General features: G+C 51.4%; 18 protein-coding genes. 11 read left to right on the top strand and 7 right to left on the bottom strand.

Annotated features, from left to right (window positions below):
* The first annotated feature begins 472 nt into the window (after positions 1-472).
* The 3 genes from OO017_RS09025 to OO017_RS09015 all read left to right on the top strand — a co-directional run bounded on the left by OO017_RS09025 (position 473) and on the right by OO017_RS09015 (position 3,793).
* Entirely contained in the window at positions 473-1,579 is a 1,107-nt protein-coding gene (locus tag OO017_RS09025) for a sensor histidine kinase (RefSeq protein ID WP_266052152.1), read from the top strand.
* Between the two features lie 224 nt (positions 1,580-1,803).
* Entirely contained in the window at positions 1,804-2,559 is a 756-nt protein-coding gene (locus OO017_RS09020) for a LytR/AlgR family response regulator transcription factor (RefSeq protein ID WP_266052151.1), read from the top strand.
* Positions 2,560-2,752: 193 nt separating this feature from the next.
* Positions 2,753-3,793 (top strand): hypothetical protein, encoded by a 1,041-nt coding sequence (locus OO017_RS09015; protein WP_266052150.1) that lies wholly within the window; start codon positions 2,753-2,755, stop codon positions 3,791-3,793.
* A 597-nt stretch (positions 3,794-4,390) separates the two neighbouring features.
* On the opposite strand, the gene OO017_RS09010 is transcribed toward OO017_RS09015, so the two are convergent.
* Entirely contained in the window at positions 4,391-4,765 is a 375-nt protein-coding gene (locus OO017_RS09010) for a cupin domain-containing protein (protein ID WP_369426424.1), read from the bottom strand.
* 117 nt (positions 4,766-4,882) lie between these two features.
* Between OO017_RS09010 and OO017_RS09005 the strand changes: the two genes are divergently transcribed.
* A complete protein-coding gene (locus OO017_RS09005) occupies positions 4,883-5,236 on the top strand; it encodes a hypothetical protein (RefSeq protein ID WP_266052149.1) in 354 nt (117 codons plus the stop codon).
* Positions 5,237-5,423: 187 nt separating this feature from the next.
* On the top strand, positions 5,424-5,960 hold the full coding sequence (locus tag OO017_RS09000; RefSeq protein WP_266052148.1) for a ferritin: 537 nt from the start codon (positions 5,424-5,426) through the stop codon (positions 5,958-5,960).
* Between the two features lie 55 nt (positions 5,961-6,015).
* On the opposite strand, the gene OO017_RS08995 is transcribed toward OO017_RS09000, so the two are convergent.
* The 3 genes from OO017_RS08995 to OO017_RS08985 form a co-directional block, all read right to left on the bottom strand.
* A complete protein-coding gene (locus OO017_RS08995) occupies positions 6,016-6,309 on the bottom strand; it encodes a (2Fe-2S) ferredoxin domain-containing protein (protein WP_266052147.1) in 294 nt (97 codons plus the stop codon).
* Between the two features lie 119 nt (positions 6,310-6,428).
* Positions 6,429-6,716: a hypothetical protein gene (locus OO017_RS08990; RefSeq protein ID WP_266052146.1), complete on the bottom strand. Its 288-nt coding sequence runs from the start codon at positions 6,714-6,716 to the stop codon at positions 6,429-6,431.
* Between the two features lie 81 nt (positions 6,717-6,797).
* Positions 6,798-7,190 (bottom strand): hypothetical protein, encoded by a 393-nt coding sequence (locus OO017_RS08985; RefSeq protein ID WP_266052145.1) that lies wholly within the window; start codon positions 7,188-7,190, stop codon positions 6,798-6,800.
* Positions 7,191-7,329: 139 nt separating this feature from the next.
* Between OO017_RS08985 and OO017_RS08980 the strand changes: the two genes are divergently transcribed.
* Complete coding sequence (locus OO017_RS08980) at positions 7,330-9,795, top strand: S9 family peptidase (protein ID WP_266052144.1); 2,466 nt, start codon at positions 7,330-7,332, stop codon at positions 9,793-9,795.
* 1,155 nt (positions 9,796-10,950) lie between these two features.
* A complete protein-coding gene (locus tag OO017_RS08975) occupies positions 10,951-13,020 on the top strand; it encodes a M13 family metallopeptidase (protein ID WP_266052143.1) in 2,070 nt (689 codons plus the stop codon).
* A 75-nt stretch (positions 13,021-13,095) separates the two neighbouring features.
* Here OO017_RS08975 and OO017_RS08970 read toward each other — a convergent pair whose 3' ends face one another.
* Positions 13,096-13,866, bottom strand: a complete 771-nt coding sequence (locus OO017_RS08970) for a peptidylprolyl isomerase (protein ID WP_266052142.1) — start codon at positions 13,864-13,866, stop codon at positions 13,096-13,098.
* 390 nt (positions 13,867-14,256) lie between these two features.
* On the opposite strand from OO017_RS08970, the gene OO017_RS08965 reads away from it, so the two are divergent.
* Entirely contained in the window at positions 14,257-15,477 is a 1,221-nt protein-coding gene (locus tag OO017_RS08965) for a S8 family serine peptidase (RefSeq protein ID WP_266052141.1), read from the top strand.
* A 59-nt stretch (positions 15,478-15,536) separates the two neighbouring features.
* Here the strand turns inward: OO017_RS08965 and OO017_RS08960 are convergent, their stop codons facing one another.
* On the bottom strand, positions 15,537-16,040 hold the full coding sequence (locus OO017_RS08960) for a GNAT family N-acetyltransferase (RefSeq protein WP_266052140.1): 504 nt from the start codon (positions 16,038-16,040) through the stop codon (positions 15,537-15,539).
* Positions 16,041-16,173: 133 nt separating this feature from the next.
* Between OO017_RS08960 and OO017_RS08955 the strand changes: the two genes are divergently transcribed.
* Complete coding sequence (locus OO017_RS08955) at positions 16,174-17,172, top strand: zinc-binding dehydrogenase (protein ID WP_266052139.1); 999 nt, start codon at positions 16,174-16,176, stop codon at positions 17,170-17,172.
* Positions 17,173-17,336: 164 nt separating this feature from the next.
* Here the strand turns inward: OO017_RS08955 and OO017_RS08950 are convergent, their stop codons facing one another.
* Positions 17,337-19,541: a S9 family peptidase gene (locus tag OO017_RS08950; RefSeq protein ID WP_266052138.1), complete on the bottom strand. Its 2,205-nt coding sequence runs from the start codon at positions 19,539-19,541 to the stop codon at positions 17,337-17,339.
* A 171-nt stretch (positions 19,542-19,712) separates the two neighbouring features.
* On the opposite strand from OO017_RS08950, the gene OO017_RS08945 reads away from it, so the two are divergent.
* Together OO017_RS08945 and OO017_RS08940 are read left to right on the top strand one after the other, a co-directional pair.
* Positions 19,713-19,967 (top strand): acyl-CoA-binding protein, encoded by a 255-nt coding sequence (locus OO017_RS08945; protein WP_266052137.1) that lies wholly within the window; start codon positions 19,713-19,715, stop codon positions 19,965-19,967.
* Between the two features lie 291 nt (positions 19,968-20,258).
* Positions 20,259-23,225: a SusC/RagA family TonB-linked outer membrane protein gene (locus OO017_RS08940; RefSeq protein WP_266052136.1), complete on the top strand. Its 2,967-nt coding sequence runs from the start codon at positions 20,259-20,261 to the stop codon at positions 23,223-23,225.
* The last annotated feature ends 16 nt before the right edge of the window (positions 23,226-23,241 follow it).

Raw genomic sequence — 23,241 nt, 5'->3', positions numbered from 1 at the left:
GGCTCTTTTTCTGATCGTTGCCCCGCTTTAGTGGCCTTTGATGCCGCCCAGCCCTAAAAAAGCCTGAAAGACACGCCACTTTAAAACCTGAAAATAATCCCAATCACGGCCAACTTCTGGATATACGTCACTATGAAGTTTATCCGACCAACGGTAGGCATGTAAACGTAACCGGACTAACGAATATACTATATGGTTAAAATATTATAAAGCTTTATTCCTGTTCTTTATACTTGGCTAAAGTAATTTAAACCAATACATTCAATCCAGCATCCCCAAGCACCTTCATAAGTGCATCATCTCGATAGAAAGTTAACCTGGCCACTCCAACGTTTACTCTTCGCCCGAACCTTCCTTTCGCAGATAACTGTTAAGCCAGCAGAAACTGCAACTTAACCAGAAATAACTACCAACCGTCTAAAAGCCATACTTTGGCGCTAGCACACAGCGGGATAAAGTATACCTTTGTAACATGGAGATAAAGTTGAGCACGGCCAATACCCTGGAGACAGGCGCCACCTGGAGCCTGCCCGAGGTACGCAACGTTACGCAGAACCGCCTGCTGCTGCACCTGTTCTTCTGGACGGTGTATGTGGTTTTCTTCGGGCTGCTGTATGGCAGTTATATTGATGATTACTACAACGCCTTTATGGTGGAGCTGGTGGAGCTGCCCTTTAAAATGGCGCTGGTATACTTTAACATGTACTACCTGATGCCGCGCTACCTGCTGCAGCGGCGCTACCTAGAGTTTTTCGTGTACCTGCTGCTGCTGATGGGGGCTATTGCCGGGCTCATGCAGTTCGTGCTGCTGCCGTTTCTCATTCACCCCATTTTCTGCCCCACCACCTGCACCGAGAACAGCCTGACCTTTTACCGCTTCATCAAGAACATCGTTAACATTAACTATGTGGTGGCCATCACAGCGGTGATTGCGCTGCTCAAGAACTGGTACAGCCACCAACAGGCAACCCGCAACCTGACGCAGGACAAACTGGAGGCAGAGCTTAAGTTTTTGAAAGGCCAGATCCACCCGCACTTCCTGTTCAACACGCTCAACAGCCTATACTCGCTCACGCTCAAGAAATCGGATAACGCGCCCGAGGTGGTGCTGAAACTGTCGGGCCTGATGGACTACATGCTGCACGATGCCAATGCCGCGATGGTGCCTCTGGATAAGGAAGTGGAGTACATCAAAAACTACATCGCCCTGGAGCAGGTGCGTTACGGCGAGCGCGTGGAGGTGCAGTTTTCGGCCACCGGAAGTATAGCCGGCAAGCAGATTGCGCCCATGTTGCTGCTGCCCTTCGTAGAGAACGCCTTTAAGCACGGTGTGAGCACCGAGACACAAGGGGCCTGGATACGGATTGATATAAAGGTAACCGACGAGCAGTTGGTGTTGCTGGTGGAGAACTGCAAGTGCACCGACAAAGCCAGCAAATGTACCCGTGCCATGGCTTCCGGCATCGGCCTGAAAAACCTGCAACGCCGCCTGGAGCTGCTCTACGAAGGTCGCTACGAACTGGAAATTGAAGACGAGGCAGACAGCTACGCCGCCAGGTTGGAGATTTTATTTGAGTAAAGTTGAAACCTGCCGCAAGCTTTCATCTTGCGGCATTTGTTTAGGCAATCTTTCAGCTTGCATTAATGCCTGGCTTATACTTACGCAAGCTGAAAGCTCGCTGCCATGGGAAACCACGAGTTGAAAACTCGCGGTAGGCTGGTTGGTCTTGGAGTTTGTTTTCTTTTTTATAGCAAATAAGAGAGTTGTTTTAGGATGCGTTCCTTTATGAAGATACCTACACTATGAATAAAATCCGCTGCATGATTGTGGATGATGAGCCGCTGGCGCTGGATGTGCTGGAGACCTTTATCCAAAGGCTGGACAACCTGGAACTCGTGTGCCGCTGCAACAATGCCGTAGAGGCCTACAGCTGCCTGCAAAACGAGCACATCGACCTGGTGTTCCTGGATATACAAATGCCCAAACTGACAGGCATTGATTTCCTGAAATCGTTGGCGCACCCGCCAAAAGTAATCTTTACCACCGCCTACCGTGATTATGCCGTGGAGGGATTTGAACTGAACGTGATAGATTATTTGCTCAAGCCCATCGCCTTCGAGCGTTTTCTAAAAGCGGTTTCTAAAGTAACCTCCCCGGAGCCACAGGCAGCCGCTACTGCGCCTGCCGCATCTCCCCCGACTACTGCCGCAGCTGCTCCGCAAGATTATAAAGAAGCCTTCATCTACCTGAAAGCCGATAAGAAGATGGTGAAGGTGATGCTCTCGGGCATTCTCTACATCGAGAGCCTGAAAGACTACATCCGGGTGAAGACGGAGACAAAGGAAATCATCTCATATCAGAAAATATCGTTTCTGGAGGAGAAGCTGCCGCCGGAGAAATTCCTGCGTATCCACCGCTCCTTTATCGTAGCCCTGGATAAAATTCAGGCTTTCTCCGCCTCCGCCGTAGACATTGGCAAAACCGAGATACCCATCGGCCGCTTCTACAAAAACGAGGTGCTGCAGGTGCTCAACCAGAATAACCTGTTGGAGAGTTAGAGAGTTTGGGAGTTAGAGAGTTAATCGTGTAGGGCTATAAGGAGGTATAGCTATTTACTAAATTTACCCGTAACTTATCTGCATATAGGAAGAAGGTGAGGGGTAAAGTATGATGCAGTTAATATGTACATTTCTCTAATTCCTAAGCCCTCCACTCCTAAACTCTTTTACTCCCAAACTCTCTAACTCCAAGGTGTACATCTCCAAAAAGAAGCTGTTTTACCCCATCAGCAAAGGGCTGCGAAAGTACCTGCACTACTACGACCGCGAAACCAAGCTGCCGGTGCTGTACGAAGGCCTGCTGCATTACTCCGACTCCTTCCCGTATTACGATAAACAGGGGCACGACACGCTCTGGGAGTCGGTGATGTATGACCAGCAAACGCAGCAGGAGCTGAATAAGGGGTTGACCATGATCTACGCCCTGCTGAAAACAGACGGCGACATGTCGGTGATGGAACACCTGTACGTGTCACGGATCGATTACTGCACCTTTGGCAACTCCAATCCCTTCAGGGTGCAGATCATGAACCAGCTCAATGATAACTACGACTACTTTTATGTGAAGCGTGCCGATGCCTCGCGCATTTACGGCCTTGAGTTGGAGCATATCCTCTCGCCGAGCCGCATCAACTACCTGGTGGATGGTGACACGCTGATCGAGGAGCATATTGCAGGTATCCCCGGCGATGTTTTTATCAAAGACTTTATGAAACGGCCCACCACTAACAAGGTGCGCATTGCCAAGGAGTTCGTGAAGTTTAACGAGCGCTGTTTTGTGCGCCTGCTGGGCGATATGCGCTCCTATAACTATGTGGTGGACGTAACACCTGATTTTGAGGACGAGCAGTACCGCGTGCGGCCTATCGACTTCGACCAGCAGAGCTATGAGGGCAAGAAAACGATGTACCTGCCCCAGTTCTTTAAAGACAACAACGTGATCGTGGAGCTGGTGCTGAAGCTGCTGAAGCCGGACGTGGTGCGGCAGTACCAGAACGAGGAGCGCACGCTCATGTTCCGCCGCCTCAAATCAGCCCGCTACCGCCTCAAAGACCTCATCGACTGCATGCGCCAGGACACGATCTCTACCCCGGAAAAAGTGGAGCAGCTAAAGCAGGAGCTGTCGCAGCACCACAACTCCAAAGATTTTATGAAGTGCAAAAACATGGGCGACCTAGTGCGGCTGAACCTGAAAGTTATACTTACCAAAGCGCATAAGGTGAAGGGGTTTTAGGGGTTGAGTAAAATATAAGAGAGAACGCTTCCGCTTGATTCCAATCTATGACTAACCTGCGCCACCTATGCAGGTCATACCCTGCCCCCTTCTAAGGGGGACATTCCAGCACGAATGTGTAAAAGCTTGATACTTTAGACTCACTCCTTTCAGTACTAATCAGAATAAACTGTTAACCATAAAAAGTCCCCCTTTGGAAGGGGGTAGGGGGATGATAATCGTCTGCCGATAACTCAGTTGCTCTTCGGGATTTGTAATCCCGAAGCTCTTGATATTCGGATTTGCAATCAGATATCTACCTCATAGCCGCTTCTTAGCAGCTGGCAAAGTATAAAATCGGATTGCAAATCCGAAAGAGCAAATAGAATAAGACGCCCGATCTGCCGCGAGTTTTCAACTCGTGGTTATCCATGGCAGCGAGCTTTCAGCTCGCATAAGTCGGATAATAGCCCAGTTCAGTCCTTCGCAAGCTGAAAGCTGGCCTCATTATAAGCCACGAGTTGAAAACTCGCGGCAGAAAAAAAGGTGTCTTACTAAGTACCTTAAAAAGAAGGGTAGGGGTGGTTGTCCCCGGCCAAGTATAAATCAACAACCAAACTACAACCGCTCCAGATCCTTTTTAGTCCGCTCGCTACCCTGCAGGTTGCCGGTGTTCACGGTGCTGGCGGGCTCAAACATGAGCACCTCAGCCTCCTGGTGGGCTACAGGCCGGTGCTCCACGCCGCGCGGCACAATCATGAACTCGCCGGGCTTCAGCGTTACCACCTTGTCGCGCAGGTGCATCTCAAATTCTCCTTTTACCACCAGGAAAAACTCATCCTCGTGCTTGTGGTGGTGCCACTCAAACGGCCCCAGAAACTTTGCCAGTTTTACCTGCTGGCCGTTTAGCTCGCCTACGATGCGCGGGTTCCAGTGGTCAGAGAATTGGGCGAACTTCTCCGCCAGGTTTACTTTATCAAATTGATCTTTCATGCTTTGATACTTTATCTGAACTAATTCTAAATAAGCTTGCGTTTTATTTGGACTGGTTCTAAATAGTCTTTAGATTTGCAGTACAATCGCAGCGCCGATTTACCTAAGTTACGCCACATGATGCATACAGCCACGCAATTACCCGAAATTTATACTTCTGAGGCAGGAGCCGTTTACCAGTGCGAGCGTCATAACCGTTTGATGCTGAGCTTTGCGGGAGAACTGACGGTGCTGAAGCTGGATGCTTTTCTTCGGCTGAAGAAGGCGGTGGATAGTATAGACCTGGATGCGATGGCCAACAGTCCGGAGCGTTCTTCCGATTTCAGCATTATCACGGTTTGCGGCTGCGACCGCTGCTTTGTGCTTACCCTGGCCGAGCATCATGCCTTAAAGGAACTGCTGGCGGGCGCTAAGTTCGTGCTTGAGCTTAACAGCATGCTGCATGAGTGCCTGAACGCAACGCTGGTGTAACTACCTGAGATATTTTTCGTTAGAAATATAGAGCACGGCCCTCAAAGGCTGTGCTTTTTTTATTTAGACTTCTTCCGAATTTATAAGGTAGGTTGCTCTTGCAAAACAAAACTGCCTATCTTAAGGTATGAAAGAGGAGGTGCCAGCCACCGCCAATCATCCAAACCCCTACGTAACACCCAAAATTATGAAAGACTTATTAAGACTTAGAACCTCGCTTAGCGAGACGATAGAGCAAATACTGAACGATCAGATAAAAATGGAGGCTGAGGCCTCGGCCATGTACCTGGCCATGAGCAGCTGGTGCGACCGCAACGGCTTTGACTGCAGCGCCGGCTATTTTAAAAAGCAGGCCGACGAGGAGCGCGAGCACATGCTGCGCCTGTTCAAGTATGTATCCGATATGGGCGGGCGTGCTGTGTCGCCAGGCGTTTCCAATATCCAGATAGAATTCGACTCTTTCCGAAACGTGTTTGAGCAGGCCTTGCAACAGGAGATAGCCGTTACGCAGTCTTTCAACCGCATGGCCGACAAGTGCCAGAAGGAGAAAGATTACGTGACCTTTACGTTCCTGCAGTGGTTCCTGACCGAGCAGATAGAGGAGGAGTATGTGGCCCGCCGTGCGCTGGAGCTGTTCGAGGTGATCGGCGAGGAAGGCACCGGCCAGTACGAGATCGACAAGCGCGTGCCCAAGATCAAGTATGAAGATACATACGAAGGATAGTCGTATTTTAAAGTATAAACATTGCGGCCCCGGAGCATTTCCGGGGCCGCAATGTTTATGGAATATCCTGTTTCTTATTAGCGTTTAGTATGTGCTCTTGAAAAGCCTCTTTTGCCCTGGCCTCGTCTGTCTGGGACATCCAGAAGTTGTCCGGCTGCATGCACACCACGGGGGCGTAATCGCAGCGGTCGGTACAGTCGGTTTTCACCACCTCCACCTGCCCCTTCAAGCCCATCTCCTTTATCATGCCCCGGAACATCTTGCCCAGGTCTTTGCCGCCCTTCTTTTTGCACTTACTGCCCGTGCAAACATAGATTACACGGTCGGGTGTCTTAAAACTTTTGCTCATGGATTAGATTACGGTATTCTTATCCCTTAAAGCCGATTTGGGCAGGATTAGTTTCTGAAACAGGGAAAATAGGAGCCCTGCTGGTTATGGCAAGTATAACGAATGGCCCCTTCGCGTTATTATTTTTTCTCTAACTGCACAGTGCCGTCTCGTAATTCATTATGGCTGGGCTGATAGCTCATGGACTGCCTGGACAGACTCCCCTCATACGAAACACCATCACGGCCTCGTTTGCCGGCCAAGCCTGCTTGGTAAAGTACTGTTATACTATGTGGCGCATCTTTACGGTTAAAGTTAGGAGTAAAGCCACTCGTGCTGTACCGTAGCGTTACGTCTCCGCCGTTACCGCCACTGCCGGGGGCCGTGCCCCATTCTCCAGCTGTGCCCTCAATCACCTCTGTGTTCACAACCGTCGTGTAACCGCCTTTGCCGTCAGGAACCTTATGGCTAGATGTCTCTTCACGCCTTTTACGGCCATTTTTCCCACGTTAGCCATCTCCGCCGTTGCCTCCGCGCGTGTCTATGGTCAGGCTGCCCAACTGCTCCAGGTGTATGTCAATAGCCAGGCTTCCTGCGTCGGTGCCCGCTATTCCGTCTGCGCCCAGTTTGCCTCTCATGCCGTTTTCTCCAGCTGATAGAATGACGCAGTCTTTCCCGATGAAGCCATGCTGTACCTGCAGTGTGCTGTGCTCCCCGGCCGCAAACCGGATGCTGGCGTTCTGGTGCAGTATGAGTGTGTCGATGCGCAAATCTGTGGCCTGGGCCACATAAATCTCATTCTTTTCAACTTCCAGTTTGCCGATGTGCTCCTGTTGTGCCAGGGTGGGCAAGGCAAGCACAGCCAGTGGTGCCGTAAGGAGCAGTTTAAGTAAGTTTTTCATGTTCTTAGCTCTTATTCGTAGGATATATAGTACATGCTAAATATAAGAAAGCGCGTTGATAAATCAGCGTAGTTTATTTAAACCTTAAGTGCTATTTTTAGTCTACACCATCATCTAAACTTTTCAACTGAATCTGATCATGAATCTTACCAGAAACAAATTGGCGAGAGGAGCGGCTTCCAGGCTGCTATGCCTGCTACTCTTAGGAGGAGCGGCCCCTGTGGCGCTGGCCCAGAACGGGCAGGCTGCTAAAACCGGCTATCAGCGGCCGCCTGAAACGATGGCTGCCATTATTGAGGCACCGAACACACCATCGGTAAGTATAAGCGCCAAAGGCGACTGGATGCTGCTGCTGGAGAGCCCGGGCTACCCAAGTATAGAAGAAGTGTCGGCGCCGGAGAGCCGCCTGGCCGGTATGCGCATCAACCCGGCCACCAACGGTCCCAGCCGCGGCTATTACTTTAATGGCCTTAAACTGAAAAAGGTAAGCAATGCAGATGAGTTTGAGATAAAAGGCTTGCCGCAGAACGCACAGTTGTCTAACGTTACCTGGTCGCCGGACGAGAAGTATGTTGCCTTTACCAACACAAAAGCCAACGGGATAGAGCTATGGGTGGCCGATCTCAACACCAGGGAAGCTAAAAAACTGACGGAGGCCGTGATCAACGACGCCTACAGCGGTAGCCCGTTCGAGTGGCTGTCGGACAGCAAGACGCTGGTGGTGAAGTTTGTGGATGAGAAGCGTGGCGAAGTGCCGAAAGCATCGACTACGCCTGCAGGCCCCACCATTCAGGAGAACATAGGCAAGGCCAAGCCATCGCGCACCTACCAAGATTTACTGAAGAACCGCTCCGATGAGCAGCTGTTTGACTACTACATGCAGACGCAGCTGAAGCTGGTTTCTGTGGACGGAAAACAGGAGCCGATAGGGGAGGCGGGTATCATTAAAAGTATAGATACCTCGCCGGACGGGCAATACCTGCTGGTGCAGACTATCCAGAAGCCATACTCTTACCTGGTGCCGCATTACTACTTCCCGTACAAAGTGGAAGTATGGAACCGCAGTGGCCAGAAAGTTAAGGAGCTGGCACAGCTGCCTTTGGCCGAGGATATTCCGATTGCCTTTGATGCCGTGGCTAAAGGCCCACGCAGCTATAACTGGCGCCCTGACAAACCTGCCACGCTTTACTGGGCCGAGGCGCAGGACGGCGGCGATGCCAACAAAGAGGCTGCCGTGCGCGACCATGTATACATGCTGGATGCACCTTTCAACGCGAAGCCTACCCAACTGGCCGCTACCAAATACCGTTACCGTGGCGTGATGTGGGGCGATAACATGGCCATCGTGAACGAGCGTTGGTGGAAAACCCGCCAAGAACGCAGCACTTTGGTTAACCCATCCAAACCAGCCGCCAAAGCCACCGTGCTGATCGAGCGCTCTTACGAGGATAATTACAATGATCCGGGCTTGCCGGTGTTCACCAAGAACAAGTATGGCCGCAGTGTGCTCTTAACGGATAAGAAGAAGCAAAATATTTACATGATCTCGGAGGGAGGCTCGCCGGAAGGTAACCGCCCGTTCGTGAGCGAGTTTAATTTAAAGTCGAAGAAGGCGGATATTATGTGGAGGTCTGAGGCGCCATACTATGAGCGTCCGGTGGATATCATCGACCTGAACGATAAGAAGATCATCACGAGGAGAGAGTCTGAGAATGACCCGCCAAACTACTTCGTGCGCGACATTGATGGCAAAAAACTGACGCAGGTAACGGCTTTCCCGCACCCGACACCGCAACTGGAGGGCGTGCAGAAGCAGATGCTGAAGTATAAGCGCGAGGACGGCGTGAACCTGACGGCCATTTTATACTTGCCAAAGGATTACAAGAAAGGCGATGCGCCGCTACCAATGCTGCTGTGGGCTTACCCGCGCGAGTTTAAGGACGCCTCTGCCGCCGGGCAGGTAAAGAGCTCGCCTTATGAGTTTACGCGCATCAGCTCGGGTTCTCCGCTGTTCTGGGTAACGCAAGGGTATGCCGTGCTCGACAGAACCGATATTCCGATCGTGGGCGAGGGCGACGCACAGCCAAACGATACCTATGTGCAGCAGCTGGTGGCCAGCGCCAAGGCCGCTATAGACGAGGTGGCGAAGATGGGTGTTGCCGATCCCAAGCGCGTGGCTGTGGGTGGCCACTCCTACGGTGCCTTCATGACAGCCAACCTGCTGGCGCACTCAGACTTGTTTGCGGCTGGTATCGCGCGCAGCGGAGCCTATAACCGCACTCTTACGCCGTTCGGTTTCCAGGCGGAGGAGCGCACGTACTGGGATGCCCCTGAAGTATACTTCCAGATGTCTCCTTTCTCGTTTGCCAACAAGGTGAATGAGCCGATCCTGCTCATCCACGGGGAGGCCGACAATAACTCGGGCACGTTCCCGATCCAGAGCGAGCGCTTCTACAATGCCCTGAAAGGCCACGGAGCCACGGCCCGCCTGGTGTTCCTGCCAGCCGAGAGCCACGGCTACCGCGCCAAGGAGTCGGTGCTGCACATGCTTTGGGAGATGGATCAGTGGCTGGAGAAATACGTGAAGAACCGCCAGGTGCAGTAAGCACTGTGTAATAATTCTTAAAACGCCCCGGCTATACTTTCTAGCCGGGGCGTTTTTGCATTTGGTTGTCGGATGTAGTCGCTGCCTGCATAGCTTATACTTGGCTGACCTGTTTTATATTTTAGCTATACTTGTTAGCCAAGGTTTATCCTCGACTATACTTGCCAGTTTATGCTTTCTTTGCCTCTTTCTGGCTCCCTTCTGGCGCAAGTCTTCTGACTTGTGTCTTACAGTGATGTTGAGCTTATAACTCAACTGGCTTAAAAAGCCATACTTTATACTTTGGCTATCTTCTTACACCTGTCAATTTCGCTGTTCCGGACATCCTTGTCCGGAACCTCTCTGCCGCGGACTTCCTAGTCCACATACTTATACTTCCATAGCTACTGCTTTCTGTAGCTTGAACCAAGCTATCCTTACTAGCCACTGCTGATCCTCAGTCTTACGAACCTTAAGTTGCACCTCCTGCTTTGGCTCCCTCAGGCCCGGGAGGGCTCGTCTTCCCGCATCGCGCTGGGAGCTTTTCCTTTGCTCCTGCGTCGCAATGCCTCACTCCGTTCGGCACCGGAAAAACTCCAAAGGCGCTCAACGGAAAGACTGGAAACGGTTTTCGATAGCCACTGTGCTTACTACCATGGAACAAGTATAATTCCCCTCCTCGGAGGGGCTAGGGGTGGGTTTACACTATTGCTGTTGACAGCCATCCCCAACGATGAAACTTACACTTCAATATCAGTAATTACAGGCTCCCCTCCTTGGACTACCGAGAACGCGAGTTCGAAGGTAGCGAGCGTAGCTCTGAGGGGCAGGGGTGGTTGGAACCGGTACTGCGAAACTCCCTCTCCTGTTTTGGGGGTAGGGGCCCTCGACAAAGAAGGGGGCAGGGGTGACAATCTTTTACTGAAATTCCCCTCTCGGGACTAGCCAAAAAGGGAGTTTTGAGCTGACGAGCCTAGCTCTCAAGGGGTGGGTTTACATCTTCGCACAGACAGGTCTCAACCTGCCCGCCCAATTATAGATAGTTAACAGAATGCACACTATTTGCCGTATTTTCCGTATGAAATCGGCTAGGTGGGGGAGGCTCTCACTTGAATAAAATGTAACCGATTTCACAATTTATACTTTAACCTTATCATCTAACCTAATTTTCAGAATATGAAAAGAACATACTTGTTGCCACTTTCTGCTGTTGTGGCAGGTGTACTGCTGGCAGGCTGTAGCTCCTCCTCTACAGAAGGTAGCACTGCTGATACGGCAGAAGCTGTAAAGGGGCGTGGCATAGATCTGGCAAACATGGATACCACCGTGAGTCCTTGCGAAGACTTTTACCAGTATGCAAACGGAGGCTGGCTGAAGAACAACCCGATTCCGGCTTCCGAGAGCCGCTGGGGCTCCTTTAATGAGCTGGCCGAGAAAAACAACGCTGTGCTTCGGGAGCTGTTAACCGAAGCCTCCTCGAATACCACTGCCACCAAAGGCTCTTCGGCACAGTTAGTAGGCGATTTCTATGCGGTAGGAATGGACTCCGTTGCGGCAGATAAAGCTGGGATTTCACCCATAAAGCCGGAGCTTGATAAAATAACGGCTGTGAAAAGTGCTGATGAACTCATAAAAACTGTGGCCGATCTCAAAACGAAAGGCATCAGCGGGTACTTCAGCATGTATGTAACCCAGGATGATAAAATCAGCACCCAGTATGCGCTGCAGGCTGGGCAAGGCGGACTGAGCTTACCAGACCGCGATTATTACCTGAAAGACGATGCGCGCTCCAAAACTATCCGGACCGAGTATGTAAAGCACCTGCAGAACATGTTCCAGCTGTTGGGCAATGATGCCGCTAAGGCGCAACAGAAAGCGAAAACGGTGATGGATATAGAAACCCGGTTGGCCAAAGCTTCCAGGGCACGCGTGGACCTGCGCGATCCTTATGCCAACTACAACAAGATGACCATTCAGGAGTTTACGCTGCAGAACCCGAACCTGAAGGTAAGCCAACTATTAGCCGGAATGGGGGGCACGGCCGCCAAGGAGGTGATAGTGGGCCAGCCAGAGTTTTTTAAAGAGCTGAACAGCATGCTTAAAAGCGTACCGCTGGAAGATTGGAAAACCTATACTACCTGGCACCTGGCCCGTACCACCTCCCCGTACCTTAGCCAGGATTTTGTGCAGGAGAACTTCAATTTCTACGGTAAAGTACTGAGCGGAGCCAAAGAGATGCAGCCACGCTGGAAGCGCGTTTTGCGCGCCACCGACAGTGCGCTGGGCGAGGCTTTAGGCCAGTTGTATGTGCAAAAAACTTTCTCTCCTGAAGCTAAGCAAAAGGCTATCGCCATGGTGGATAACCTGCAGGAGTCCTTTAAAGAGCATGTGCGCGACCTGGACTGGATGGGAGAGGAGACCAAGGAGCGGGCGCTGCAGAAGCTGGAGGCCTTTGCCGTGAAGATAGGCTACCCGGACAAGTGGGAAGAGTATAAGGGCTTGGATATTAACCGGGAGTCTTATGCCGCCAACGTGATGCGTGCCAGTCAGTTTGCTTTCAATGACAACATCGGCAAGATCGGGCAGCCGGTAGACCGGGAAGAGTGGTTCATGTCGCCGCCAACGGTAAACGCCTACTATAACCCAAGTATGAACGAGATCGTGTTTCCGGCCGGTATCCTGCAGCCACCGTTCTTCGACCCGAACGCCGACGATGCAGTGAATTACGGTGGCATGGGTGCGGTGATCGGCCACGAGCTGACGCACGGCTTCGACGACCAGGGAGCTAAGTATGACTATGAGGGCAACCTGAAAGACTGGTGGACAAAAGAGGACCTAGAGAAGTTTAATTCCCGCGCCAATGCCGTAGCGGACCAGTATAACCAATATACAGTGCTGGACAACCTGCACGTTAACGGCAAACTAACACTGGGAGAAAACATTGCGGACATCGGTGGGCTGAACATTGCCTACACTGCTCTGCAGAAGGCCCTGGCAAAGAACAACCCGGGCAAAATTGATGGCCTTACGCCGGAGCAACGCTTCTTCCTGGCCTGGGCCCAGATCTGGCGTGTGAACATGCGTGATGAGGCACAGAACCAGCAAATCTTGACTGACCCACACTCACCGGGCCGATTCCGTACAAACGGGCCGGTATCTAACCTGCCACAGTTCTATGAGGCATTTGGCTGCGAGCAAAACGATGCCATGGTTCGCAGCGACGAAGAGAGGATCAAGATCTGGTAAGCCGGAAATTATACTTACAAAAAGAGGCGCTGCAGTTCTGCGGCGCCTCTTTTTTATTTTAGAAGTATAAATCTCTTACTCGTTCACGATTTTAATAGTGTGCGGTACAATCTGTCGTGGCCAGTCAGAGGCGTCTACTGGTTCCTGCTCAATTTTTTCTACCACATCCATACCTTCTACTACTTCTCCGAACACCGTGTACTCTGTGTCCAGGCCGGGCTCGCCACCTATACTAAGGTAGGTTTGCTCCTGCTGTGGGGTGTAGTCGATGCCGTGCTTCTGCTCAAAGGCCAGTAAATCTTCCTTGCTAACCGACTCACCGGTCACGATGTAGAAGTTGTGGGACGAGGACTCTTTTTCCGGGTTACGCTCATCGCCATAGCGGGCCATGGCCAGCGCACCACGCTTGTGTATATATTTTGGGTTAAACTCCTGCGGAATCTTGTAGGCGCCCTGGCTCATCTCCCGCTCATCGGAGTCGCCGCCCTGTACCGCAAAGCCTTTTACCACGCGGTAAAACTCCCCCTCGTTGTAAAAACCGGCCCGGGTTAGGCGTACAAAGTTGGCGCGGTGCAGGGGCGTGTCTTTGTAAAGGCGCACCTTTATATCGCCGTGGCGCGTGCTGATAACGGCCAGGCTGTCCTGGTTGTTCTGGCCAAAAGCTTCTAGCTTGGCCACGGCATTCTCAGTGGTTAGCGGCTCCAGTGTCTGCTCATCTTCGGCAGCGGATTCCGTTGTCTCGCCGTCGGCCTCGCCGGCGGAGTTGCTGTTGCAGCTAAATAGGGGCAACAGGCAGGCGGCCCACAGCAGATGGCGGCCGAAACAGGATAAGAACGGTCTTTTCATAGTGCTTATACTTTCTTGTTTCCTAAAGATAATCGTTTTTTACTATATCGTATTATAAGGGGCCGCTGATTTGTGAAGCAGGCTGTTGTTTTAAAATTGTAATCTTCTAATAAGATGAAAATGATGTTATCCCGCTTAAATACAAACACGTACACAAGCGGTTGCGGTAGCTGTAACAGGGGGCGCAGGATCAGCAGCATCAGCAGAGATAAGTTCTAAAAGGCGTACAATCAACCTTATTTTAAAAAGTGCCTTCACGGTGCTATGAAACAATTTATATATAGTGTTAATAAATATTTCAGTAAAATTATTTGCGCATAACATCCAATATCAGTACATTAGAGTTATTGTTCCATTAAATATTTTTATCTCACCTTAATTTTTTCTCACATGAAAAACAGATTACATCTTAACAATGTGATGCGCTCCCTTATGTTAGGAGCAGCAGCAGTAACCTTCTCATGCACTTTCACCGCCTGCGATAGCGAGTCTGGCGACGTGGCTGAACCGATGGCTGAATTCCAAGCGGAAAGCCAGAATGGTGCAATTATAGCGGGTCAGTACATTGTTGTATATAAGGATGGTGCTAACCTGCGTATGAGTGAAAATGCTAACTATGAGCAGCGCCTGGAAATGGTGCGCGAGGTTAGTAGAAACATCATGGCTGAAAACGGTATCAGCGACTTTAAAGTTGAGCAGGCTTACGGCCAGGCGATTAAAGGTGTGGCTGTAAAGCTTTCCGCTAATGAGGCTGAGACGCTTCGCAAAGATCCGCGTGTAGATTACGTGGAGCCAGATAGAATCGTGATGCTGGCTAAGCCAGGTGGCGGCGGCGGCGGTACTGCCGGACAGACTGTGCCTTACGGCATTACGCGTGTAGGTAGCGCCAGTGGTGCCGGTAAAACTGCTTGGGTAATCGACACAGGTATAGACCTGGACCACCCAGACCTGAACGTGGACGCCGCGCGTAGTGTATCGATGTTTACGACAGGCAGAGATGCTGGTTCTGCTGACGATGGCAATGGCCACGGTACGCACGTAGCTGGTACTATTGCGGCCAAAAACAACACCATAGGTGTAGTTGGCGTTGCTTACGACGCAACTGTGGTTGCCGTAAAAGTGCTTGACTCACGCGGTAGTGGTTCATACTCTGGCGTAATTGCCGGTGTAGATTATGTTGCTGCCAACGCTAAGTCTGGCGACGCTGCTAACATGAGCCTTGGTGGGCCAGTTTCGCAGGCCCTGGATGACGCTGTGGTGGCTGCTGCCGCTAAAGGCATTAAGTTTGCCCTGGCTGCCGGCAATGAAAGCACGCACGCTGGTAACTCTTCTCCGGCACGTGCTAACCACAACAACATTTACACAGTATCGGCCATGGATAGCAACGACCGGTTTGCGTCGTTCTCTAACTACGGCAACCCTCCTGTGGATTACTGTGCACCAGGCGTTAGCATCAACTCTACCTGGAAAGGTGGTGGCTATAACACTATCAGCGGAACGTCAATGGCATCTCCGCACGTAGCAGGCCTGCTGTTGCTGGGTAACATTGCTACTGACGGTTATGTAAATAACGACCCGGACGGCAATGCAGACCCAATTGCACACCGCTAGTATCATATAAGTTTAAAGTGAGCTTTTTAAAGGGCGGCCATTGGTCGCCCTTTTCTTATTTATAGCTCTTTGCGCATAATGTAGTCGTTCATCCAGTATGGGCCAATCGCGATATCATCCTCCTGCCACACCCGGTAGCCGCAGCGCTCGTAAAAGCCTTTTGCCTTGTTGTAGCGGTTTACATTCAAGTCAAGTATGGTAGCACCCCGTTTCTTTACCTCTTGCTCCACGGCCTCTAGCAGTACCTTTCCGTAACCCTTGCCCTGTGTCTCTGGCAGCAGGTAAATCTTGTTCAACTTGTATACTTGCCCGGCCCCGTCCTTCACCGAGAAAGAAGCAAAACCTACGGGCTGCTCTCCCTCATTCAGAAGCAGAAACGTCTGGCCCTCCTGCATCTGCCTCTCCAGCGATTCTGCCGAGTAAATGACCTCAAACATATAGTCGATCTGCTCTTTGGAAAGTATACTGTGATACGTAGGCTCCCAGGTAGCCTCTGCCAGTTGCATAAGAGTATGTAGGTCGAAGGTGGTAGCCTGGCGGATGTGGTAGCTTGTGCTGCTCATAGTGTTATACAGTTGCGATGGGTGCAAGATAGGGGCTGCAAGTATAAATGCCAACGGCGGCCATACTTTCAACTCATCCCGGAAATCCTATCTTTGTATAGGCATGTGCGTATCAACACAAAAAGCAGACAACATGAGAGCAGTATACTTAGAAGACATCAACAAACCCTTTACCGTTATAGATAAAGAAAAGCCAACCGCCGGTGCGGGCGAGGTGGTGGTGCAGGTAAAAGCCGCTGCCCTGAACCGCCGCGATGTGTGGATACAGAAAGGGAAGTATTTTATAAAAAAGTACCCGGCCATACTTGGCTCCGACTGCGCCGGTGTGGTAGCCGAGCTAGGGGAGGGCGTGGATAAAGTATGGCTGAACCAGGAGGTGATCGTAGACCCTTCTTCTGACTGGGGCGACAACCCAAGGGCGCACTCTGACAAGTATAAAATTCTAGGCATGCCGCAGGATGGTGCCTTTGCAGAGTATGTAAAAGTGCCTGCCGCTAATCTGTATCAGAAGCCGCTGCACCTTAGCTTTGAGGAAGCCGCAGCCATACCTTTGGCAGGAGTTACGGCATATCGCGCTTTGTTTACCAAATGCCAGCTGCAGCAGGGAGAGCGGGTGCTGGTAACCGGCGCAGGCGGCGGCGTGGCCTTGTTTGCCATTCAGTTTGCCCTTGCCGCCGGCGCCGAAGTATGGGTTACCTCTGGTTCTGAGGAAAAGATAGGTCTGGCGCAGGATCTTGGGGCTGCCGGAGGTATCAACTATAAGGAGGAAGACTGGGGGAAAAAGCTGAAAGCGCAGACGGGCGGCTTTGATGTGCTAATAGACAGTGCGGCGGGAGAGGGCTTTGTGCAGCTCGTGAAGCTGGCCAAGCCAGGCGGACGCATCGGTATGTACGGAGGCACCACCGGTATGATCGGGCAGATAAATCCGGCTGAGTTGTTCTGGAAGCAGCTTTCCATCTATGGCAGCACCATGGGCACCGCCCAGGATTTTGCTGATATGGTAAAGCTGGTAGAGGAGAAGGAGATTCGGCCGGTGGTGGATATCGTGTACCCGCTGGAGGAGGCGGAGCAGGCCATGCGCTACATGGAGGAGAGCAAGCAGTTTGGCAAGATCGTCTTGACAACAGGTTAGGCCGGTGATTAAAGGAATTTTTAGGTATAGAAGAACCCAAATAAAAAGGGCCGCTGCCATATAATGGCAGCGGCCCTTTGTCATATTCGTGATTTCTGGATGCCTGTCTGCTAATGCAGAAAAGGAATCGAGCTAATCAATATAATCTCCTTTATCACCGGTCTTTACTGATTCTCCTGCTCCAGCAGGTTCAGCAGGAAGGCATACTGCAGGGCAGTCTCCTTGTAGCGCTGGAAACGGCCGGAGGCGCCGCCGTGGCCGGCTTCCATATTAGTGTGCAGCAGCAGCATGTTGTCATCGGTCTTCATCTCGCGCAGCTTGGCTACCCACTTGGCGGGTTCCCAGTACTGCACCTGCGAGTCGTGGAGGCCGGTGGTTACAAGCATGTTCGGATAAGCCTTGGCCTCTACGTTGTCGTATGGCGAGTAAGATAGCATGTAGTCGTAATACTGCTTCTCGGCCGGGTTGCCCCATTCATCAAACTCACCGGTAGTAAGCGGTATACTTGTATCGAGCATGGTGGTTACCACATCCACAAACGGCACAGCCGCGATCACACCTTTGTAAAGCTCCGGACGCATGTTTACCACGGCGCCCATCAACAGACCTCCGGCGCTTCCGCCCATGGCAAACAGCTTGTCGGGGTTAGTATACTTTTGCTCTATCAGGAACTCGGAAGCATCAACAAAGTCGGTGAAGGTGTTTTTCTTCTTCAGCATCTTACCGTCTTCGTACCACTGGCGGCCCATCTCCTGACCACCACGAATGTGCGCGATGGCATACACGAAACCACGATCCAGCAGGCTGAGGCGCACCGAGCTAAAGCCAGGGTTCATGCTGTTGCCGTAAGAGCCGTAAGCATAAAGCAGTGTCGGGTTGTCACCGTTCAGGCTAAGGCCTTTGCGGTAAACCAGCGAAACCGGGATCTTGGTGCCGTCGTCGGCGGTGGCGTAGATGCGCTTGGCTTCGTAGTTGTTCGGGTCAAAATCACCTACTACCTCATCGCGCTTCAGCAGCTCACGCTCCTTGGTCTGCATGTTATAGTCGTAGGTGGAGTATGGCGTAGTCAAAGAGGAGTAGCCGAAGCGAAGCTCCTTGCTGTCGAAGTCAGGGTTATTGCCGATGTAGGCCGTGTAAGCTTCCTCATTAAAATCGATGTAGTAATCGGTTTTCGGGTCTTTCCAGCTCTTGATGCGGATCTCGGACAGGCCGTTTTTGCGCTCCTGCAGTGCCAGGTAATCCTTAAAGATCTCGATGCCTTCGAGTAAAACGTCCTCACGGTGTGGGATCAGTTCCTTCCAGTTCTCCTTGCCCGGCTTGCTCACCGGCGTCTGCATCAGCTTAAAGTTGGTGGCGCCATCCTTGTTGGTAACAAGGTAGAAGTTGTCGCCGAAGTGGTCTACGCTATACTCCAGTCCGCGCTCGCGTGGCTGAATCACCTTAAACTTACCGTCAGGTTTGTTGGCATCGATGTAGCGGTACTCCTGGGCCATCGTGCTATGGCTGCCGATGATGATATACTTGTCGGACTTAGTTTTATACACGTACGTGCTGTAGGTCTCATCGGCCTCATGGAATATCTCCTGGTCTTTCTCAGCCGGAGTGCCCAGTGTGTGCTTAAAGATCTTGAAAGAGCGCAGGGCCGGGTCCTTTACCGAGTAGTATACAGTTTTATTGTCGTTGGCCCAAACGGCCCCGCCTGTTGTGTTAGGTATGGCATCGGCCAGTAACTCGCCGGTCTGCAGGTTTTTAAAACGGATAGTATACTTGCGGCGGCTCACGGTGTCCTCGCCGAAGGCCAGCAGTTGGTTGTTCGGGCTCACGCTCAGGCCGGTAGCATTGTAGTAGCTCTTGCCCTCGGCACGCTCGTTGGCGTTCAGCATTACCTGCTCCTCTGCCTCCATGGAGCCTTTTTTACGGGCGAAGATCGGGTACTCTTTCCCTTCCTCATAGCGCACAAAATACCAGTAGCCATTGTCCTTGTAAGGCACCGACTCATCGTTCTGCTTTATGCGGCCCACAATCTCATCGTACAGCTGCTGCTGAAGCTCCTCGGTATGGTGCAGCATCGTGTCGGTATACTTGTTCTCGGCCTCCAGGTAAGAAATTACCTCCTGGTTCTCGCGCTCGTTCAGCCAGTAGTAGTTGTCTACACGGGTATGGCCGTGCATGGTGAGTTCTTTGGGTACTTTCTTGGCCACCGGCGGCTGTGGCACGGTGCGCGTAACAGCAGCCTCTGTAGTGGCCGGCACAGTAGTGGAGGCAGTTGTGCTACTGCCCGTGTTGCTGGATGAGCAGCCGGAGCCTGCTATAAGGCAGGCAACCAGAAGCGATGCCGAGGCAGCCGCTTTGGGTTTCAGGTATTTCATAGTGACGATTAGTTAGTTTAACTCTTTTCCGGAGTGCAGTTAACGTGGTGCTACTACGGGTGTATAAATTTATATAAATTCTCCATCAAACAAAATAAGTATAAAGTTATGCATGCAGCGTTCTTTTTTGTACCTTGGGTAATAATCAGCATATCAAAACAAGTATAGAATATGGCCACACAACAAGAGTTTGAGAACGCAGTAGCTAAATCAAAAACATTACCTGAGCGCCCCAGCAACGACGTGCTGCTGAAACTGTACGCCCTTTACAAACAGGCCACCGAAGGCGACGTGAACACGGAGCGTCCGGGCGGCTTTGACTTTAAAAACATTGCCAAGTGGGATGCCTGGAAAAAACAGGAAGGTAAAAGCCAGGAGGAAGCCCGTGAGGAATATGTACAATATGTAAACGAGTTGGTAGGGTAAACAGCTTTTTAGTAGCCATTACAAGTATAGCCGCAGCCAGAAATGGCTGCGGTTTTTTTGTGGGTAGTGTTTTAAAAAGTAAAGTGTTTTGCCAGCTTAAAACTATACTGTGGCAGGTGAGGCAGGCGAGGTATAGGCAGGGGATATAGAAGTATGATATTCAACAAATGCTCTATATTTTATACTTATTTTTAGTTGGGCCGTATGCATACCTTATCATACTTGCCACAGCTGCAGATAAGGTATAAAGCTGTGGTGTAGTGGTTTATATCTCAAATTAATCCCTTCTCTATGAAAAGACATTACCCACTTAAGCTGCTTGTCCTGCTGCTATTTCTGGTGCCATTTGCCTTGTTTGGGCAAACCACCGTACAGGGAACCGTAACGGATGCCGGTTCTGGCAGGGCCTTGCCAGGTGTAAGCGTGGTCGTGCCCGGCACAACTGTTGGCACAAACACCGATGCCGACGGCAACTACACCATTACACTGCCCACTGAATCGGGAAAACTTACGTTCTCTTTTCTCGGCTACACATCGCAGACTTTTAACATAACCCCCGCCGTTATCGAACTGGAGGTGCAACTGAAGGAGAGCATCACCAGCCTGGATGAGGTAGTGGTAACCGGCCTTGCCACAACGGTTAAGCGGGCTAACGCCGCCAATGCTGTCTCCACTATCAACACTCGGGAGATTACAGGCATCACCACTCCGCAAACCATGGATGCTGCTATCAGCGGTAAACTGGTTGGGGCAAACGTGGTGTCAAACTCGGGTGCGCCCGGAGGTGGTATAGCCATGAAGCTGCGTGGTATCACCTCTATTTTCGGTAACTCCCAGCCGCTGTACGTGGTGGATGGTATTATTATGGATAACTCTTCCATCTCCTCGGGCTTGAATGCGGTAACAGCGGCCAGTGGCGGAGGTAATTCTTCTAACCAGGATAACGCCTCGAACCGTATCGCCGACCTGAACCCGGATGACATCGAAAGTATAGAGATACTCAAAGGGGCATCGGCGGCGGCTATCTATGGTTCCCTGGCATCGGCGGGTGTGGTTATTATCACCACCAAGCGTGGTGCGGCCGGTAAAACGTTGATAGATTTCTCTCAGGATATAGGGTTTGCCGAGGCGGCTAACCTGCTGGGTATGCGCACCCTCAACGAAGAGCGTGTAGAAGCCTCTTTTGGAGCTAGCGCAGTGCCTCTTTTTGTGGCCGCACGCGATGCAGGTAGGTTAGTAGACTATGAGGAGGAGCTGTACGGCAATACCGGCATGCTCTACAGTTCGAGGCTTAATGTGAGCGGGGGCAGCGACAAGACCCGGTTCTTTGTGGGCGGACTTATACAGGACGAGGAAGGCATTATACGGAGGACGGGATATGAGAAGAAGTCTATTCGCTTCAACCTGGACCATGTGGTGTCTGATCGGTTTGACTTCAGCCTGAGCTCAAACTTCATTAACTCTACGGCAAAGCGTGGCTTAACAAACAACGATAACGCGGGCGTGTCTTTTGGGGTGGCTATGTCGTCCACGCCAAGTTTTGTGGATCTTTTCCCGGATGAAAGCGGTCTGTACCCTAACAACCCTTTTGGAGCCTCCAATTTTCTGCAGACCCGTGACCTGATAACGAACGAGGAGAACACAGATCGTTTCCTGGGAGGTTTAACACTGAACAGTTACCTGCAGGAGAGCGGCGTGAGCAATACCAAACTGGTTATCAGGGCTGGCCTGGATTTTTACAACCTGCGTACCAGAGCCCTGTTCCCAAGGCTGTTGCAGTTCCAGTCGGCTGGTAACGGCACAGGGGGCGCCTCTATCCAGGGCAACAATTATAACCTGAACACTAACTACGCAGCTTTCCTGGTAAACAACCTGAGCTTATCCGACAACTCACTGTTCCTGACCACAACGCTGGGCGCAACGCGGGAGAACTTTAACCAGGACCTGACGCTGAACGTGGCAACGCAACTGATCGGTACCCAGAGTAACCTGGACCAGGCCGGAGCCGTGGAGGTAGACCAGACACAGCTGAAGGTGCGGAACAAAGGCTTGTTTATGCAGGAAGAGGTAAACTGGCGTGACCGCATTATTGCCACTGCCGGTTTGCGCCTGGATAAATCCTCTAACAACGCGGATGTAAATGAATTCAAGGCTTTCCCAAAGTTCTCCGTAGCCCTGAACCTGACCAATTTCGATTTCTGGGACTATGACAACTTTAACATGGTGAAGCTGCGTGCCGCGTATGGCGAGGCTGGCGGCTTCCCTCCGTTTGGGGCCAAGTTCACCTCACTTGTCGCGTCTAACATCGGGGGTAACCCAGGTTCCATTGTTAACGCACAGCGAGGCAACGAAGGCATTGAGCAGGAGCGGCAGAAGGAGTTTGAGACAGGTTTCGACATCGGCATGTGGAACAACAGAATTCTGTTTGAGGCCACTTATTACATTAAAACAGTGTCCGACCTGATCCTGATCCGTAACACGCCGCCTGCCTCGGGCTTCACGACGCAGGTAGTAAACGCCGGCGAACTGCAGAACCGTGGCGTAGAACTCTCGCTCAGCACGGTGCCTTTGGAAACAACCAACTTTAAATGGGACTCTAAGGTAAGTTACTGGACGAACGAATCTGAGATTACGCAGCTGGACGTGCCTGCTTTCCCGCTCGGGGCGTTTGGTAACACGCTGGGTACTTTCTTTATAGAGGAGGGAGAGTCGGCCACACAGATAGTAGGTATAAAAGGAGATGAGGGAGTGGCGAAGCTGGGCGATGCCGCACCAGATTTTCAAATGAATTTCCACAATTTTCTTACTATCAAGCAGAATCTGACTTTTTCGTTTCTGCTGCACTGGAAGCAAGGTGGCCAGAACATAAACCTGACGCAGCTGCTGACTGACCTGGGCGGCACCTCGTTTGATTACGATGACGACGATGATGGCGATGGCATTTCGAATGCTGAGGAGCGCATAGATGCCTTGGGCGTATCAGCGGAGCCGTTTGTGCAGGATGCCTCTTACCTGCGCCTGCGCGAGGTGGGTTTATACTATACTTTGCCAACTCCGCTACTGGAAAGGGCTTTCGGGGGAATAGTCCGGCAGGTTCGTGTGGGTGCGTCAGCCAATAACATTCTAACCTTTACCGATTACGATGGCTACGATCCGGAAGTATCTAACTTCGGTGGCAACGGGCTCTCTACTGGTGTCGATGTAACGCCGTTCCCATCGGCCAGACGCTACTTCTTCCACTTCTCAATCGGATTTTAACACAAAGTATGATCAT

Source organism: Pontibacter anaerobius (genome assembly GCF_026241195.1).
Lineage (GTDB): Bacteria > Bacteroidota > Bacteroidia > Cytophagales > Hymenobacteraceae > Pontibacter > Pontibacter anaerobius.
Note: the sequence above shows the minus strand (reverse complement) of the source record. Positions and strands in the feature narration are given on the sequence as shown.